The sequence below is a fragment of the Novosphingobium sp. genome (assembly GCF_027531025.1).
GTDB lineage: Bacteria > Pseudomonadota > Alphaproteobacteria > Sphingomonadales > Sphingomonadaceae > Novosphingobium.
This window is the reverse complement of the sequence record NZ_JAPZQX010000010.1, coordinates 160,471-176,672: the sequence shown is the minus strand read 5'-3', so window position 1 is coordinate 176,672 and position 16,202 is coordinate 160,471. Positions and strand designations below refer to the sequence as shown.

At 67.2% G+C, this 16,202-nt stretch carries 17 protein-coding genes; 5 read left to right on the top strand and 12 right to left on the bottom strand.

The genetic code is table 11. The features are described from left to right. Position 1: 1 nt before the first annotated feature. Positions 2 to 898 (top strand): DUF4189 domain-containing protein, encoded by an 897-nt coding sequence (locus O9281_RS14530; protein WP_298187302.1) that lies wholly within the window; start codon positions 2 to 4, stop codon positions 896 to 898. Positions 899 to 961: 63 nt separating this feature from the next. Here O9281_RS14530 and O9281_RS14525 read toward each other — a convergent pair whose 3' ends face one another. Beyond that, positions 962 to 2,794 carry a DUF885 family protein gene (locus O9281_RS14525; protein ID WP_298187300.1) on the bottom strand — a complete coding sequence of 611 codons (1,833 nt, stop codon included), beginning with the start codon at positions 2,792 to 2,794 and terminating at the stop codon, positions 962 to 964. A 279-nt stretch (positions 2,795 to 3,073) separates the two neighbouring features. Between O9281_RS14525 and O9281_RS14520 the strand changes: the two genes are divergently transcribed. Then, on the top strand, positions 3,074 to 4,492 hold the full coding sequence (locus O9281_RS14520) for a L,D-transpeptidase family protein (RefSeq protein WP_298187298.1): 1,419 nt from the start codon (positions 3,074 to 3,076) through the stop codon (positions 4,490 to 4,492). A gap of 79 nt (positions 4,493 to 4,571) precedes the next feature. On the opposite strand, the gene O9281_RS14515 is transcribed toward O9281_RS14520, so the two are convergent. From O9281_RS14515 to O9281_RS14500, 4 genes are all read right to left on the bottom strand, one after another. Then, positions 4,572 to 5,279: a murein L,D-transpeptidase catalytic domain-containing protein gene (locus tag O9281_RS14515; protein ID WP_298187295.1), complete on the bottom strand. Its 708-nt coding sequence runs from the start codon at positions 5,277 to 5,279 to the stop codon at positions 4,572 to 4,574. A gap of 40 nt (positions 5,280 to 5,319) precedes the next feature. Next, positions 5,320 to 5,829 carry a GNAT family N-acetyltransferase gene (locus O9281_RS14510; RefSeq protein ID WP_298187293.1) on the bottom strand — a complete coding sequence of 170 codons (510 nt, stop codon included), beginning with the start codon at positions 5,827 to 5,829 and terminating at the stop codon, positions 5,320 to 5,322. An 11-nt stretch (positions 5,830 to 5,840) separates the two neighbouring features. Further along, a complete protein-coding gene (locus tag O9281_RS14505) occupies positions 5,841 to 6,695 on the bottom strand; it encodes an arginyltransferase (RefSeq protein WP_298187290.1) in 855 nt (284 codons plus the stop codon). 175 nt (positions 6,696 to 6,870) lie between these two features. Then, entirely contained in the window at positions 6,871 to 8,115 is a 1,245-nt protein-coding gene (locus tag O9281_RS14500) for a threonine ammonia-lyase (protein WP_298187288.1), read from the bottom strand. A gap of 191 nt (positions 8,116 to 8,306) precedes the next feature. On the opposite strand from O9281_RS14500, the gene O9281_RS14495 reads away from it, so the two are divergent. The 3 genes from O9281_RS14495 to O9281_RS14485 are packed head-to-tail and all read left to right on the top strand — an operon-like array spanning position 8,307 to position 11,400. Then, positions 8,307 to 8,798, top strand: a complete 492-nt coding sequence (locus O9281_RS14495) for a DUF4402 domain-containing protein (RefSeq protein ID WP_298187285.1) — start codon at positions 8,307 to 8,309, stop codon at positions 8,796 to 8,798. Positions 8,799 to 8,851: 53 nt separating this feature from the next. Beyond that, positions 8,852 to 9,748: an NAD(P)-dependent oxidoreductase gene (locus O9281_RS14490; protein WP_298187280.1), complete on the top strand. Its 897-nt coding sequence runs from the start codon at positions 8,852 to 8,854 to the stop codon at positions 9,746 to 9,748. Continuing rightward, a complete protein-coding gene (locus tag O9281_RS14485; RefSeq protein WP_298187277.1) occupies positions 9,745 to 11,400 on the top strand; it encodes an amidohydrolase in 1,656 nt (551 codons plus the stop codon). The genes O9281_RS14490 and O9281_RS14485 overlap by 4 nt, the downstream gene beginning before the upstream one ends. Here O9281_RS14485 and tatC read toward each other — a convergent pair. The 7 genes from tatC to O9281_RS14450 all read right to left on the bottom strand — a co-directional run bounded on the left by tatC (position 11,397) and on the right by O9281_RS14450 (position 16,201). Next, complete coding sequence (gene tatC / locus O9281_RS14480; protein WP_298187275.1) at positions 11,397 to 12,194, bottom strand: twin-arginine translocase subunit TatC; 798 nt, start codon at positions 12,192 to 12,194, stop codon at positions 11,397 to 11,399. The two genes, O9281_RS14485 and tatC, sit on opposite strands and share 4 nt — an antisense overlap. Before the next feature lie 4 nt (positions 12,195 to 12,198). Further along, a complete protein-coding gene (tatB, locus tag O9281_RS14475) occupies positions 12,199 to 12,630 on the bottom strand; it encodes a Sec-independent protein translocase protein TatB (RefSeq protein ID WP_298187272.1) in 432 nt (143 codons plus the stop codon). 18 nt (positions 12,631 to 12,648) lie between these two features. Beyond that, positions 12,649 to 12,879, bottom strand: a complete 231-nt coding sequence (locus O9281_RS14470) for a twin-arginine translocase TatA/TatE family subunit (RefSeq protein WP_298187269.1) — start codon at positions 12,877 to 12,879, stop codon at positions 12,649 to 12,651. A 44-nt stretch (positions 12,880 to 12,923) separates the two neighbouring features. Beyond that, positions 12,924 to 13,538, bottom strand: a complete 615-nt coding sequence (gene scpB, locus O9281_RS14465; protein WP_298187266.1) for an SMC-Scp complex subunit ScpB — start codon at positions 13,536 to 13,538, stop codon at positions 12,924 to 12,926. Then, positions 13,535 to 14,335, bottom strand: coding sequence for a ScpA family protein (locus O9281_RS14460; RefSeq protein ID WP_298187264.1), 801 nt, complete (start codon positions 14,333 to 14,335; stop codon positions 13,535 to 13,537). The genes scpB and O9281_RS14460 overlap by 4 nt, the downstream gene beginning before the upstream one ends. Positions 14,336 to 14,362: 27 nt before the next feature. Then, positions 14,363 to 15,391 carry a beta-N-acetylhexosaminidase gene (gene nagZ, locus O9281_RS14455; RefSeq protein WP_298187261.1) on the bottom strand — a complete coding sequence of 343 codons (1,029 nt, stop codon included), beginning with the start codon at positions 15,389 to 15,391 and terminating at the stop codon, positions 14,363 to 14,365. Between the two features lie 69 nt (positions 15,392 to 15,460). Next, positions 15,461 to 16,201: an SPOR domain-containing protein gene (locus tag O9281_RS14450; RefSeq protein ID WP_298187259.1), complete on the bottom strand. Its 741-nt coding sequence runs from the start codon at positions 16,199 to 16,201 to the stop codon at positions 15,461 to 15,463. Position 16,202: the final 1 nt, after the last annotated feature.

Genomic DNA, 16,202 nt, shown 5'->3' with positions numbered 1-16,202 from the left:
CGTGAGCGCGGCCACGCTTCGCAGCCTGGTCGGGGCTGGCCTGCTCCTGTTGGGAGCAATGGGCCTGCCTGCCCCCGTCAGCGCCCAGGTCTATCCCTGCCCCTCCGGCCCGCGACCGGGCGATGTCATGGTGGGGGAAACGCATGACCGCATGCCACTGTGTGACACCCCGGCCCAGCAGATGCCATCGCGCCCCAGGCCGGTCCGCGTGCCCGATGTCCATGCGGGGATCGCGTTCCACCCCGATGTCGACGGGGCCTGGATCGAGGGCAACCGGACCAATGGCAAACAGGCCGAGCGTGCCGCGCTGGAGGCCTGCCGCAAGGCGGCGGGAAGCGCCTGCTACTCGGGCGGATCGTGGCGCAATTCGGCGATGAGCCTGATCAAGAACCGCGAGGGGCAACTGCTGCTCGCCTGGCTGGGCGATGGCGGCAAGACGCGCGACAAGGTCATGGCGGACTGCAAGGCGCAGCAGGTGCTCGATTGCGAATGGGGCGCGACCATCCCATCGTCGCTGCGCAGCCTTGGTTCCGATGCCAGCAAGCGCAAGCGCTATCTCGCGGCGACCTGGGTGGTGGGCCAGGGCTATGATGACCGGCTCTACATCACCACCGGCGCGCCAAGTGCCGATGCCGCGATCAAGGGCGCGCTCGATGCCTGCCGCAACGCCACGGCGCGCGAGTGCAAGATCCAGTCCTTCACCGCCAATGGCGTGCTGCAGACCTTCACCCTGGGCGGCACCGAGCAGAGCGCGACGCCCGAACGCACGCCGGAACGCGCCGCCGAAGCGGCTCAGGTCCTGTGCCAACGGCAGCGCAAGGCCTGTGCCCTGCAGGCCGTCTATAACGCCCGCAACCCCGGCCAGTTCGTGCACGACTTCACCGCCGCCCGCCGCTGACCGTGCTGCCCGCCGTCCACGATCACGTGGGCGGCGGGCGCAGTGCGGCGCGGTCGTAGCCGGTCAGCCCTGCTTTACCGCCTTGATCCAGGCGCGGATCTTGGCTTCCAGCACCGGCAGCGGCAGGGCGCCGGTGTTCAGCACCTGATCGTGGAAGGCGCGGATGTCGAACTTCTTGCCCAGGGCCTTTTCCGCCTCGACGCGCAGGGCCTGGATCTTCAGCGCGCCCACCTTGTAGGCCAGCGCCTGGCTGGGGATGGCGATATAGCGTTCGACTTCGGCCGTGGCGTCGGTGCGGCCCATCGCCGAATTGGCCAGCATGAACTCGATCGCCTGGTCGCGGGTCCAGCCCTTGGCGTGGATCCCGGTATCGACCACCAGCCGCATCGCCCGCAGCATCTCGTCATCCAGCGTGCCCTGGCGCGAATAGGGGTCCTTGTAGAAGCCCATGTCATAGCCCAGCGTTTCGGCATAGAGCGCCCAGCCCTCGACATAGGCGGTATTGCCGCCAAACCGCATGAAGGCGGGCAGCTTGTCGTTCTCCTGCGCCAGGCTGATCTGGAAATGGTGCCCCGGCGCGCCTTCGTGGAGGTACAGCGTCACTTCGCCGGGCGTGGTCCGGCTGGGCAGGTCATAGGCGTTGAAATAGAAGGTGCCAGGGCGCGAGCCATCGGGCGTCCCCTGCTGATAGGAACCGCCTGCCTCGAACTTTTCGCGGAACTCCTCATAGGGGCGGATCTGCAGCGGGGTCTTGGGCAGGACCGAGAAATAGGCGCCGATCTTTTCATCGACCATCTTGCCGATGGCGTAATAGCGCTGGGTGATCTCCTCGCGGCTCTTGCGCTTGAACTGGGGATCGGTGCGGATGAAGGTGAAGAATTCGCTGAGGCTACCCTTGAAGCCGACCTCGGTCTTGACCTGCTCCATCCCCTCGCGGATGCGCTTCACCTCGCTGAGGCCCAGCTGGTGCAGTTCCTCGGCGCTGTATAGCAGCGTGGTCGAATTCTCGATCAGCTGGGCGTAAAGCTTCGCCCCGTCCTTCATCTGCGACAGACCCACGCTGTCGCGCGCGGCGGGCAGGTATTCATCGCGCAGGAAATCGCGCAGGCGGGCATTGGCGGGATAAATCTCCTCAACAATGGCCTTGCGATATGCGGCCACCAGCCGGATCCGGGCCTCTTCCTCACCCTCGACGCCGATCTCGGGCTTCAGCGTCTTGACTGGCTCCCAATAGGGGGATTCCTCGGGTGCCAGCTTCAGCTGGGCATCAAGCTGTTCGATCATGTTGCGGATCGTCAGACTGGTTTCGAGCACGCCGCTGGCCTTGCCTTCGCGGAATCGGGCAATCGAACGGTCGATCAGCCGGACATAGTCGGCATGGCGCTTCAGGTTGTTTTCGTGATCGGTCACGGTCTTCAGCGGGATGCCGGTCTTGCCGCTGGCCAGCGTCGGATAGAAGGTATGGAAGCCGAAGAAGTGGTTCATCGGCCGGGTCTGGGTCAGCGCCAGGATTTCGGGGGTCAGGCCCTTGAGCGTGCTCTCCCGATCGTACTTGAACACGTCAGAGGCGATTCTGTGCGTGGCGGAGAGCTTCGCGCGGTCGATCTTTGCGAGGTCGGCCAGTTCGTTTTGCGCTGCCTGGCGCTCGGCATTGTTGTAGGCATCGGTCAGGAAATCGCCCAGCCGATCAGCATAGCGCATGTCGCCGCGGAACAGGGCATTCAGCGGATTGCGCTTCAGGCTTTCCTCGTCCGAGCGGGCGAACAGGGCAAACAGCTTGTCGTGTTCGGACTGGGCGACAGAAGCGGGCGCGGCCCCCTGCGCCAGGGCCGGGGTGGCGGCCAGCGGCGCGGCCAGCAGAGCGGTGGCCAGCAGGACGGAACGAAGCTTTGGCATCATGGATTTCCCTTGATCGACGGATACAGGCCGCAGCCCGCAGAATGCCCGATCCCTTGGCCCACCCGGCGCGGCGGCGGGCGCGGCCTTCGATCAACGGCTGCCGCCGGTCGACGGATGCGCCGCGCTGCGGCCGTTCATCGCGCCTGCAGCAACCCGCCGCTAGAACGGGGATGAACGCCGCGTCCGGCTTGAAGCGTGCGTCGGAAACGGGCAAATATTATTGCGCAACAAGGGAACACCGCTGCGGGATGGGGCAGCGCCTGCATCGGAGCGAGAATGATGATTCGCCATTTGGGGACTGTCCGCCGCGCGGTGCGCGGTGGTGCCGCGCTGGGGCTGGCGCTGTTGGCTGGTGCCGCCCTGGCCCAGGTCAACCGGGGCCCTGAGAACATCCTGCCGACCCCTGCCCCCAGCCCCACCTCGACACCGCTGCCAGCTCCGGCTCAGGCGCCGGCTCCCACCCCCACCGCCACCCCGGTGATCCAGGCCGTGCCGGTCGTGCAGCCCACCCTGGCGGACCTCGAACCGGTGATGACCTGGTCACTGGCCAATGCCCAGGCGCTGCTGGCGGTGATCGAGAAGATCGACGCCGACGGGCTGATCCCGGCGGATTACCAGCCCGAGGCTCTGCGCGCGGCGATCGCGGCCGGTCCTGGCGCGACGCTCGATGCCCAGGCCAGCCGTTCGTTCGCCTGGCTGATCGAGGACGTGCGCGATGGCCGCACCCGCATGTCGTCGCGGGTGCAGTGGTTCGTGGTCGATCCCGATGTCGATGTGAACCCGACGCCCGACGTGATGGCCCGTGCGCTGGCCAGCGGCGATATCGCGGGCGAGATTGCCGCCCTGCTGCCGACTCACCCGGACTATGCCCGGCTGAAGGCCGAACTGGCCCGGACCCCGGCCAGCGATCGCGTCACCCGGCGGCTGATCCAGGTCAACCTTGATCGCTGGCGCTGGATGCAGCGCGATCTCGGCAAGTTCTACCTCTTGACCAATGTGCCCGAATTCCAGCTGCGGCTGACGGTCGATAACGAGATCATCCGGTCCTACCGCACGATCGTGGGCAAGCCGGGCCGCACCGCCACGCCGCAACTGGCCGAAGTGGTCGAAGGGGTGATCTTCAACCCCACCTGGACCGTGCCGCAATCGATCGTGAAGGGCGAAGGCCTGGGCGCGCAGCTGCTGGCCAACCCAGCCCGCGCCAAGCGCGAGAATTACAAGGTGACCAAGGCCAAGGACGGCATGGTCTATGTCGTCCAGCAGCCCGGCCCCAACAATGCCCTGGGGCTGATGAAGCTCGACATGCCCAACGAACATGCGATCTTCCTGCACGACACGCCGGGCCGCCACCTGTTCAACCTGGAAAAGCGCGCGCTGAGCCATGGCTGCATCCGCACCGAACGGGCGATGGAACTGGCGATCACGATGGCAATTCTCGGTGCCGGGATGAAGCCTGAAGATGCCGTGGCGATCGTCAATTCGGGCAAGTACACCCGGGTCGGCATGAACCGGACCTTCCCGGTCTACCTGACCTATTTCACCATGGCATCGGACATCACCGGCAAGCTGGGCCGGTTCAACGACCTCTATGGTCGCGATGCCCCGGTGCTGGCCAGCCTCGCCGCCCCGCGCCAGGCCTGGGACGGCCAGCGCAAGAGCACCGAAAAGATCATCAAGCTGGATAATCCGCTATAGAATGGCGTCGTCCCGGACCTGATCCGGGACCGCTGGCTGCTGTTCTTCGCCCCGGCCGGGGCGGGCAACCGGCGGCAGATCAGGCCACGTCGATCCGGTCGGCGTAAAGCAGGCGCCCGCCCGAAAGGTTCCACAAGGCTTCGTTGAACTGATCGGGCGACATGGCAAAGCAGCCTTCGCTGCGGCCCAGGCGGCCCCACTGGGCGATCCGTTCGGGCCGGGCATATTCGGCCGGGTGCATCACGATCGCGCGCGACAAGGCGTTCGAATTGTCCGGATCCAGCCCTTCGAGCCGGATCGAGGTGCCATAGCGGCCCTTGTACCATTCGCAGGTCAGGTAGGCCCCGCGCGACGTCGCCAGCGAGCCCGGCTCGTTCGAGAAGGCCTGGAGGAACCCGCTGTGCGCCGGATCGGAGCCGCGCCCGTGGCTGACGTGGAACGAGCGAATCTCGCCCCGCTCCAGATAGACGAAGTGGAAGCGCGGCAGGGTGCTGGGCCGCGCGAAATCGGCGATGCCGACGATATCGTGGCGCCAGACGGTTGACCCGGCCCGCTGCAGTTCCCGCTTGGCGATTTCCAGCAGCCGCGCGTCATAGGCCGGGTTGGGTTCAACCGCAGTCGGCAGCTGTGGCGGAGCGGGCGGAACCATGGCCTGCGGCGGCAGGCCGAACGATTCTTCGAAAGCGCGCATCGCGTTCTGCGCCATGGCGCGGCCGGGCAGCGCTAGCAGCGCACCGGCAACCACACCGCCCTTCAGCAGATCGCGTCGATTGATGAACCCTGACATCGCCGCCAGCTTAATCGCGCGATTGACGAATCGCCAAGCCCTATTCGGCGGAAAAGCGCGCCTCTGCGCCGAGCCGTTGCAACGCCGGGCCATCGACCCGCATCACCGTCCACTCATCCATCAGCCGCGCGCCCAGCGCCTTGTAGAAGCCGATCGTCGGTTCGTTCCAGTCCAACACCGACCATTCAAGCCGCGCGCAGCCCCGCTCCACCGCCAGCGCAGCGAGGTGCGCCAGCAGCGCCTTGCCCAGCCCGGCGCCGCGCGCCGCGGGCTGCACGAACAGGTCTTCAAGGTAGATCCCCGGCCGACCTTCGAAGGTCGAAAAGTTATGGAAGAACAGCGCGAAACCCTGGGCCACGCCGTCCACTTCGCCGATCACCACCTCGGCATAGGGGCCGTGGCCACCGTTGTGGCCGAACAGCTTTTCGCCCAGCACGGCCTCGTCGAAGCGGACCTCGTGCAGCAGCTTTTCGTAGTCGGCGAGGGCGCGGATCAGATCGGCGATCAGCGGCAGGTCAGCCGCGACGGCGGGGCGGATGGCAATTGTCATCGCGGAAACCGTCAGTCCGGCAGGCGGTACTGGCCCTGGCCGCCGGGGACGCCATCCTTGCCGCTGCCATCGAGCGGCAGGGCATCGACCCGGCGCGTGGCGGCGGCGGCGGCGATCAGCGCGTCCTGCTCGGCATCGCTGAAGCGGGTCCAGCCGGCGCGGGTCAACCGTTCGAGCGGGCGATAGCGCACCTTGTACTGCATCCGCGCCGCGCCCTCGACCCAGTAGCCCAGGTAGACATAGGGCAGCCCTTCCTCGGCCACGCGGCGGATGTGATCGAGGATGATGTAATTGCCCAGCCCCGAACGCTGCGTGTGATCGGGCTCATAGAAGCTGTAGATCATCGACAGACCATCGCCCTGCCGGTCGGTCAGGCAGACGCCGACCAGGCGCCCCGGACGGCCATCGAAGGTCGGTTCGCGGTATTCGACCATCCAGGTCTCGACCGGGGTGTGCTCCACCATGTCGGCGAAATCGACCTCGTCCATGCTGGCCATGCCGCCACCCGGGTGCCGGTGACCAAGGTAACGCTGGAGCAGCTCGAACTGCTCGGCGGTCGACCAGGGGCGGCAGAAGGTGGTGACCAGGTCCGAATTGCGCTTGAGGTTGCGGCGCTGGGTGGCCGAACCGCGGAATTCCTTTGCCACTACCCGCACCGAGATGCAGGCCGCGCAATCAACGCAGGAGGGGCGATAGGCCACCGTCTGGCTGCGGCGGAAGCCGATCCGGCCCAGCGCATCGTTCAGCGCATCGGAGTGCGGACCCTTCAGCTCGGTGAACACCTTGCGCTCGCTGCGCCCCGGCAGATAGGGGCACGGCGCCGGGCTGGTCACAAAGAACCGGGGAAAGCGCACGGGAGCGGTCACGGTCCGCAGGAATCCTTTGCCGGGTGGTAAGTGCAACACTCTATGCCCGCGCGCCCCGCGCGTTGAAAGAGTTTTAACCACAAATCGCAGTTAACGATTCAATATTATGCACAGGCCGGTGGAAAGCAGCCCGGTTGCGGGTGGCCAGGCCGTCCGCCGGCGCGAGCCGCTCGGGTCAGTTCAGTTCGACCTGGGTGACCGAATAGCCCGCCTCGCGCAGGCTGACGATCAGCGCATCCAGCTGGTCGGCATCGCGCGCCTCGCACTCGATGTCGGTGATCAGGCCCTTGGCCGGCAGCGTGGTAAAGATCCGCTGGTGATAGATCTCGATGATGTTGACCGAGTGCTTGTCGAACTCGCGCATCACCTTGAACAGCGCGCCGGGCCGGTCCTGCAGCGTCAGCCGCAACCGCGCGAGGCGGCCCGAACGGGCGAGATCGCGCAGCAGCACGTTGGCCAGCAGGCGCGTGTCGATGTTCCCGCCGGTCAGCACGATGCCTACCTTGCGGCCCTTGAACAGTTCCGGATAGGCCATCACCGCGGCCAGGCCCGCCGCGCCGGCCCCTTCGACCACGGTCTTTTCGATCTGCACCAGCAGCGCCAGCGCGCTTTCCATCTGCGGTTCGCTGACCAGCACCAGATCGTCGAGCAGGCCGGCCAGCACCTTGCTGGTAAAGGTTCCCGGCTCCTTGACCGCGATCCCTTCGGCCAGGGTATCGCCGCCCGAGGGCAGATCGGTGCCCTTGAGCCGGTTGTACATCGAGGGGAACAGTTCGGCTTCTACCCCGATCAGGCCAATGCCCGGCTTCAGCGCGCGCGCCGCCGTGCCCATGCCCGAGGCGAGGCCACCCCCGCCAACCGGGATCACCAGCATGTCGAGGTCGGGCACGTCTTCCAGCATTTCGAGCGCCACCGTGCCCTGTCCGGCGGCGACATGCGGATCGTCGAAGGGGTGAACGAAGGTCAGCCCCAGGCTTTCTTCCAGCTCGCGGGCATGGGCATAGGCATCGTCAAAGGTCTCGCCGTGCAGCACCACCTTGCCGCCCACTGCCTCGGTCTGCATCACCTTCACCGACGGCGTGGTGCGCGGCATGACGATGGTGACCGGCACGCCAAGGCGCGTGCCGTGATAGGACAGGCCCTGGGCATGGTTGCCGGCCGAGGCGGCGATCACCCCACGCGCCAGCCGTTCCGGCGCCATCTGCAGCATGGCGTTCAATGCGCCGCGCTCCTTGTAAGCGGCGGTGAACTGGAGGTTTTCGAACTTCAGCCAGACTTCGGCGCCAGTAATCTCGCTCAGCGTCTTGGAATGATCGATGTCGGTCCGCACCACCGACCCGGCAATCCGGGCGGCGGCGGCGCGCACGTCTTCAAGGGTCAACAGGGCGGGATCCGCAGCGGTCAGGGTCTGGGTAGTCATGACCCCACGGGCCGTAACGGAAAGGGCCGCGCCATGCAAACGGCCCGCGCCCCAAGAAATGCTGCCGGTTGGTCAAGCACGAATTGTTGCCGGGTTAACCATCCCGGTTGTGGCTTTGGCGACCAGCGGCGCGGTAACCTCGTCTCCGGCTCGCAGTGCGGCCACCGGGAGGGATGACGATGCGCGCAAGGATGACCGCAGCCGGACTGGCCAGTGTGGCCGCCGCCCTGCTGGCCCTGCCCGCCCCGGCCCTGGCCGCCACGGCCCAGACCGCCACGGCCCAGGCCCAGGTGCTGGAAAACATCCAGTATGCCGTCCTGCTCGACATGGATTTCGGCCGCGTGGCCACCACCGGCACGGCCGGGGTGATCGAACTCAACCCCGGCAGCGGCACCCGCAGCTGCGATCCCACGCTGGTCTGCGTCAGCGGCTTTGCCATGTCGGAACTGCGCCTGACCGGCTCGGACGCCAATGTGCAGGTCAACTTCGATCCAACGTTCCAGCTGACCGGCCCGGGCGATCCGATCATGGCCGAGCCGCTGTTTCCGGGCGGCCCGGGCGCGGTCGTCACGATTTCGGGCGGCGAAACCGTGGTCAATTTCGGGGCGCGGCTGTTCATCAATGCCGGGCAGGCCCCCGGCGTCTATGCCGGCGATTTCACGGTCTACCTCGAATACCACTAAAGCCCGTAGCGCTGGCTGCTGGCAAAGCGCGCAAAGCCCGCTATGACCGGGGCATGAGCGAACCGAAACACGTATCGTTCCTGGGCCTGGGCGTGATGGGCGGCGCGATCGCGCGCCACATCGGCCAGGCCGGGCACAAGCTGACCATCTACAACCGCAGCCCGCAGCGGCTCGAAAAATGGCAGGCCGCCAATCCGGGGCTGGCCGTGCGGGTGGCGCAGACCCCGGCCGAGGCGGCCGAAGGCGCGCAGGTGGTGCTGACCTGTGTTGGCAACGACGATGACCTGGCCGATGTGGTCCTTGGCCCCACCGGGATCTTCGCCGCACTGCGCAAGGGCGCGGTGTTCATCGATCACACCACGGTTTCGGCCAAGATCGCCCGCCAGATCGCGGTCGAAGCGCGCGACCTGCAGGTCCACTGCGTCGATGCTCCCGTTACCGGCGGGCAGGCCGGCGCGGAAAACGGCACGCTGACCGTGATGTGCGGTGGCCGCGCCGAGGCGATCGAGGCGGCCCGCCCGATCATGGAAGCCTATACCAAGCGGATCGTCCATGTCGGCAAGGCCGGCGCGGGGCAGACCACCAAGATGGTCAACCAGATCGCCTTCGCCGGAGTATTGGCCAGCCTGTCCGAAGCCATGCGCTTTGCCCAGGCCGCGCACCTCGATCTCGACAAGGTCTACGAAGCCATCTCCGGCGGGGCATCGCAGAGCTGGCAGATGGACAACCGCTGGCACACCATGGCGAAAGACGAATTCGATTTTGGCTTCGCGGTGGACTGGATGCGCAAGGACCTGGGCCTGACGCTGGATGAAGGGCGCTCGCTGGGCGTATCGCTGGGCGTGACCGCGCTGATCGACCAGTTCTATGCCGAAGTGCAGGCGCTCGGCGGTGGCCGGCAGGATACCTCGGCGCTGGTGCGGCGCCTGCCCAAGCGGGGTGGAGCATGATCCGCGCGCTGCTGGCCGCCACAGCGGCGCTGGCCCTCTCCGCCCCGGCACTGGCCGATACGCTGATCGACAATGTCGATGGCGTGACCATCGACGATACCGGTGGCGTCTCCCGCTTTACCGGGCTGGTGATCGGCACCGATGGCCGCGTGGCGCAGGTGCTGAAGCGTGGCGATGCCCGCCCGGCCCGGATCGATTACAAGCTCGACGGGCAAGGCCAGGTCATGGTGCCCGGCATGATCGACAGCCACGGCCACGTGATGAGCCTGGGCTTCTCGGCGCTGACGCTGGACCTGTCGGAAACGAAATCGCTGACCGAAGCGCTGGCGAAGATCGGTGACTATGCCCGCGCCAACCCCGATCGCCCGTGGATCCTGGGGCGCGGCTGGAACCAGGAACTGTGGCCGGAAAAGCGCTTTCCCACCGCCGCCGAGCTCGATGCCGTGGTCGGCGACCGGCCGGTCTGGCTCGAACGGGTCGATGGCCATGCCGGCTGGGCCAATGGCCGGGCGCTTGAAGCCGCCGGGATCACCGCGCTGACCAAGGCGCCCGCCGGGGGTTCGATCGAGCGCCTGGCCGGGGGCAAGCCCGCCGGGGTGCTGGTCGATAACGCGATGGAACTGGTCAGCAAGGTCGTGCCCGCCCCGCGCCCGGAAGACCGCGACCTGGCGCTGGCCAAGGCGCAGCAGATCCTGCTGGCCCGCGGCGTGACCGCGATTGCCGACATGGGCACCACGATCGAGGACTGGCAGGCGTTCCGCCGCGCGGGCGACAACGGTACGCTCAACGTGCGGATCATGGCCTATGCCATGGGCACCGACAACATGGTGCTGATCGGCGGCCCCGGCCCCTCACCCTGGCTTTATGACGACAAGCTGCGCTTGAACGGGGTGAAGCTCTATTCCGATGGTGCGCTGGGTTCGCGCGGAGCCAGCCTGAAGGCGCCCTATGCCGATGCCGCCACCAAGGGCCTGCGGGTAACGAACGACACCCAGCTCAAGAACATGATCAGCCGGGCCGCACTGGACAAGTTCCAGGTGGCCGTCCACGCCATCGGGGACGAAGCCAATGCCTCGGCGCTGACCGCGATCGAGGACATGACCGCCACCTATACCGGCGACCGGCGCTGGCGGATCGAACACGCCCAGGTGGTCGATCCGGCGGATATCCCTCGCTTTGCCAAGGCCGGGGTGATCGCCTCGATGCAGCCGGTCCACCAGACCTCCGACCGGCTGATGGCCGAAGCGCGGCTGGGCCCGAACCGGCTGAGCGGAGCATATGCCTGGCACAGCCTGGCCGAGAGTGGCGCGAAGCTGGCCTTCGGGTCCGACGTGCCGGTGGAGCTGGCCGATCCCTGGACGGGCCTTGCCGCGGCGATCAGCCGCACTGGCCCCGATGGCGAGCCGGTTGGCGGCTGGCAGCCGCAGGAACGGGTCAGCCGCGAACTGGCCCTCACCGCCTATACCGCCGGCGGGGCCTATGCCGGCTTTGCCGAGGGTCGCTTTGGCCGGCTGGTCAAGGGCGAACGGGCGGACTTCCTGCTGGTTGACCGCGATCCGCTGCTCGCCAGCCCGTCACAGCTGCGCGCCACCCAGGTCTTGCAGGTGTGGGTCGGCGGCAAGCTGGTGCATCAGCAGGGCGGCGGCCGCTAACCCAGGGTTTCGGGCGGAACCGGGGCAATCTCGGTCCCGGTTTCCTTCGCCTCGGTAAAGCGCATCACCAGCAGGGCGCTTTCGTAGAGCAGCCACAGCGGGATCGCGAGCATCAGCTGCGAGATCACGTCCGGCGGCGTGACGATCGCGGCCACCACGGTGATCGCCACGATCACATAGCGCCGCGCGGTAATCAGCTGCTGGCGGCTGACGATCCCGGCGGTGTTGAGCAGCAGCAGCAGGACCGGCAGCAGGAAGCTGATCCCGAAGGCCATGATGAACTGCATCACCAGCGTCAGATAGGCGCCGGTCTCCGGCAAGGCTTCCAGCGACAGCCCGCCGCGCTCACCCTCGAACCCCAGGAAGAAGTGGAACGCCGTGGGCATGACCAGGTAATAGGCCATGGCCGCGCCCAGCGTGAACAGCACCGGCGTTGCCAGCAGGAAGGGCAGGAAGGCCTTCTTCTCTTTGGCATAGAGCCCCGGCGCAACGAAGGCCCACAGCTGGTTGGCGATGATCGGGAAGCAGACCATGAAGGCAGCGAACAGCGCCACCTTGATCTCGACGAAGAAGGCTCCGTAAAGCTGGGTGTAGATCAGCTTGCCCTGCCCCGGCGGAAAGGCCTGGGTCAGCGGACGGACCAGAAAACCGAAAATGTCGTTCGCGAAATAGAAGCAGACGAAGAAGGCCAGGACCAGCGCCAGGATGCAGCGCATCAGCCGGGTGCGCAGTTCGACCAGGTGGTCGAGCAGCGGGGCCTGGGTCTCGTCGATGTCCTTGATCTTCAGCACCATGGCGTCAATCCGCCCCGCTTTGCGTGGTGGTGCGCTTTGGTGCCTTCTTAGTGGCCCTGGTGCGCCGCTTTGGTGCCGGTTCAGTGCCCGCCGGTGCCGCTGGTGGCGCCGCCGTGGGGGCCGCTGATGCGCTGATTTCCGCCGATTTTACTGTGCCGGGATCCTGCCCGACCAGCCCGGCTTCCGCCGTGGCGGATTCGGCCGGAAACTCGCGCATGATCGCCTCGTTCTGCTCGCGCCACTTCTTTTCCATCTCGGCCAGCTCGGCCTCGCGGATCATGGTTTCCACGCCCGCGCGGAAATGGCCGGACACCCGCCGGACCTTGCCGATCCAGCGCCCCGCGGTGCGCAGCGCCAGTGGCAGGTCCTTGGGACCGATCACCACCACCGCCACGATCACGATCAGCAGCAGCTCGGAGGCGCCGATATCGAACAAACGACTGGTCCTGCCGGCTTATTTCTGCTCGGTCTTGCTCGCCTCGGTGGTCGGCGCAGCCTCGGCCGGAGGCGCGGGAATCTGCGCCGGAGGGGCCGCCGGCTTGGTTTCTTCGTCGGTCATGCCCTGCTTGAAGCTTTTGATGCCCTTGCCGAAATCACCCATGATTTCCGAGACCCGGCCGCGCCCGAACAGGATCAGCACGACCAGCAGCACGATCAGCCAGTGCCAGATAGAAAAACCGCCCATGTAACCGACTCCGTTTCGAGGACCCTTGCCCCGCTGGCGCCTATCTAGGCGCTTTCATCCTCGCTTGCCAGCCCGCCCTCACCGCTTTCGTTCGCTTCACCGGCAGTTTCCATCGCTTCGGCCAGGGCATCCTCGACCGGATCGAGCAGGCCGGCGGCCTTGAGCTCGTCCAGCCCCGGCAGATCACGGCGGCTTTCGAGGCCGAAATGGGTCAGGAATTCGGGCGTGGTGGCATAGATCACCGGTCGCCCTGGTACCTCGCGCCGCCCGACGATCCGCACCCAGCCCGCCTCCATCAGCACGTCGAGCGTACCCTTGGCAGTCTGGACCCCGCGGATTGCCTCGATTTCCGCGCGGCTGACGGGCTCGTGATAAGCCACAATCGCCAGCACCTCGGTCGCTGCGCGCGAGAGCCGCCGCACCTCCTCACGCTCGCGCCGCAGCAGGTGCGCGAGATCCGGCGCGGTCTGGAAATGCCAGCGCTTGCCCCGCTCGACCAGATGGATGCCGCGCTGGGCATAGGTCTCCGCCAGTTCGGCCAGTGCCGCCCTGACATCAGCTCCTCCCAGGTGCGCCGAAATCGCCTCGACGCTCATCGGCTCTTCTGCCGCGAACAATGTCGCCTCAACCGCGCGGGCCAGGTCGTCAGGGCGATTCACGCCTTGATCCCCCGCAGCATCAGCGGGCCAAAGACCTGGTCCTGCTGCAATTCGGCCTTGCCCAGCCGTGCCAGCTCCAGCGCCGCGACGAAGCTGGAGGCCATGGCCGAACGACGCAGTTTCGGATCAGCATGGGGGGGCAGGAAATCCCGCAATTCCATCCAGTCGAGGTTGACCCCCAGCATGGCCGAAACCCGCGACAGGGCGCTGTCCAGCGTCATCACCATCCGGTCGCGCACCATGTGCACCACCGGTTGGGTGCGGGCCTTCACCTGGCCATAGGCCTGGACCAACGCGAACCAGTCACACTGCCATTTCGCCTTGCGATCGACCCGCAGGCCTTCGGGCGCGCCGCGCAGGAAGACATCGCGGCCCAGCCGGTCGCGCCCCATCAGCCGCGCCGCGGCATCGCGCATCGCCGCCAGCCGCTGGAGCCGCAATTGCAGGCGAAGCGCCAGTTCCTCAGGGCTGGGATCCGGCTGTTCCTCGCGCGGGAGCAGCAGCGCTGACTTGAGGTAGGCCAGCCAGGCCGCCATCACGAGGTAATCCGCCGCCAGTTCCAGCCGCAGCGCCTCGGCCCGCTCGATGTAATTCAGGTACTGGTCGACCAGCGCCAGGATCGAGATCGTGCGCAGGTCCACCTTCTGCCGCCGAGCAAGGTCGAGCAGGAGGTCGAGCGGACCTTCCCAGCCATCGAGCTCGAGGTAGAGCGCAACGTCCTCGGTCGCGGCGACGGCCGGACCGTCCCACTCGTCGCCAGGCAGGCTGATTGCCGGGCTGTCGGTCAGCTCATCCATGCCTATTGCCCTGAGCCTGTCGCCGGGTCATGCCCGCACCTCCGCCCCGTCGAGCAGGGCGAACAGCGCATCGCGCCTGGCCACCAGTTCGGCCTGGTCGGCGCTGCGCTGCGGCTTGCCGAACGAGGCCAGGGCGCGGGCGTGGCGAGCGGTGGTGGCCGCGCTCATCGCGCCCAGGCGCGCGCAGATCCCGGCCATGTCGTCCAGCTTTGCCCAGCAATTGAGCGCGATATCGCACCCGGCCCGGATCGCCGCTTCGGCGCGTTCCGGCACCGTGCCGGACAGCGCTTCCATGTCGAGATCGTCGGTCATCAGCAGCCCGTCGAAGCCGATGGCGCCGCGGATCACCTGTTCGATCACGATGGGGGACTGGGTGGCGGGACGGCTGGCATCCCAGGCGGTGAAGACGAGGTGCCCGGTCATCCCCATCGGCGCATCGCGGAGCGCACGGAACGGGGCAATGTCCGCTCCCAGTTCCTCGGCCGTGGCGGTGACCGTCGGCAGTTCCTTGTGGGTATCGACCTGCGATCGGCCGTGCCCCGGCATATGCTTGATCGTACCCGCCACCCCGGCGCGGGCCAGGCCATCGAGCACGGCCCGGCCGATCGCGGCCACCCGCAGTGGCTCGAACCCATAGGCACGGTCCCCGATCACGTCATGTGCGCCGTGCTGGCGCACGTCGAGCACGGGGGCGTGGGTGCAGGTAATCCCGACCTCGAACAGGTCATGCCCCAGTGCCTCGGCATTGGCACGAGCAGCCTCGATCGCCGAGGCCGGGGCCAGATCGAACAGCCGGTCGAACATGGCGCCTGCCGGATAGGCCGGCCAGACCGGCGGCTTCATCCGCGCGACCCGGCCGCCTTCCTGGTCGATCGAGATCAGCAGCTTCTCGCGCCCGTGGATCGAACGCAGGTCATCGGTCAGCGCGCGGACCTGTTCGCGGCTTTCGATATTGCGGCCGAACAGGATGTAGCCCGCCGGATCGGCCTCGCGGAAGAAGGCCCGCTCATCGGCGGTCAACGTCAATCCGGAAAGGCCGAAAATGGCGGGAGTCATGGCATGAAGCGTTGCAGCAAGCCTGCCCCGGCGCAAGCGCCCGGCGGGCAGATGGTGTGGATTACCGGCTTACTTGACCGTGCAGGAAATGCCCGCCGCCTTGAGCTTGCCGCACAGCGCACTGGCCGCACCGGCATCTGGTGCAACCGCCTGGAGCCGGTAGACCGTGCCGATATCGGCGCTGCCCGCGATCACCCGGTGGGGCACGCCGGTCAACACGCCGTTGGCCTGGGCCACCAGCTTCTGCCAGCCTGCCTCGGCCGAAGCCTGCGACGAGAAGGCCCCCACCTGGACACCGACGCCGCCCGTTGCCGCCGCCTTGGGCGCAGCAGGGCCAGCCGGGGCAGCGGTGGCCGCCGGAGCCGGGGCAGCGGCAGGCGCCGCACTGGGCGCGGCACTGGCAAGCTGGGCTGGCCGGTTCTGCCCTTCGGAGACGGCAAAGCTCGAATCGCCGGTGCCGTCGAAGGTCTTGCCACCGGGGTTTTCGGGCGGGGTCTTGTAAGGTTCGGCCGGGGCCGGGATCACGCTGCCATCGGCCACCAGTTCCGGATCGGCCCCGCGATTGCTGGCCCACCAGATCCCGCCGACCACCGCGCCAAGCGCGACGATGCCCAGCACGAACAGCAGCAGCATCCGCCCGGTGTCATAGCCTTCATAGGTCGAAGGCTCGTCATCCTCGGCCGATTCCAGCCAGGGCAGGCGCTCTTCATCGCCGGTCAGTTCAAGCTGGGCCGTTTCCAGCCGGTCGTCGCCATCATCCCAGGCGTCGCCATCGTTATCGAACCTGCGATCGTCGCTTGCCCCCACCATG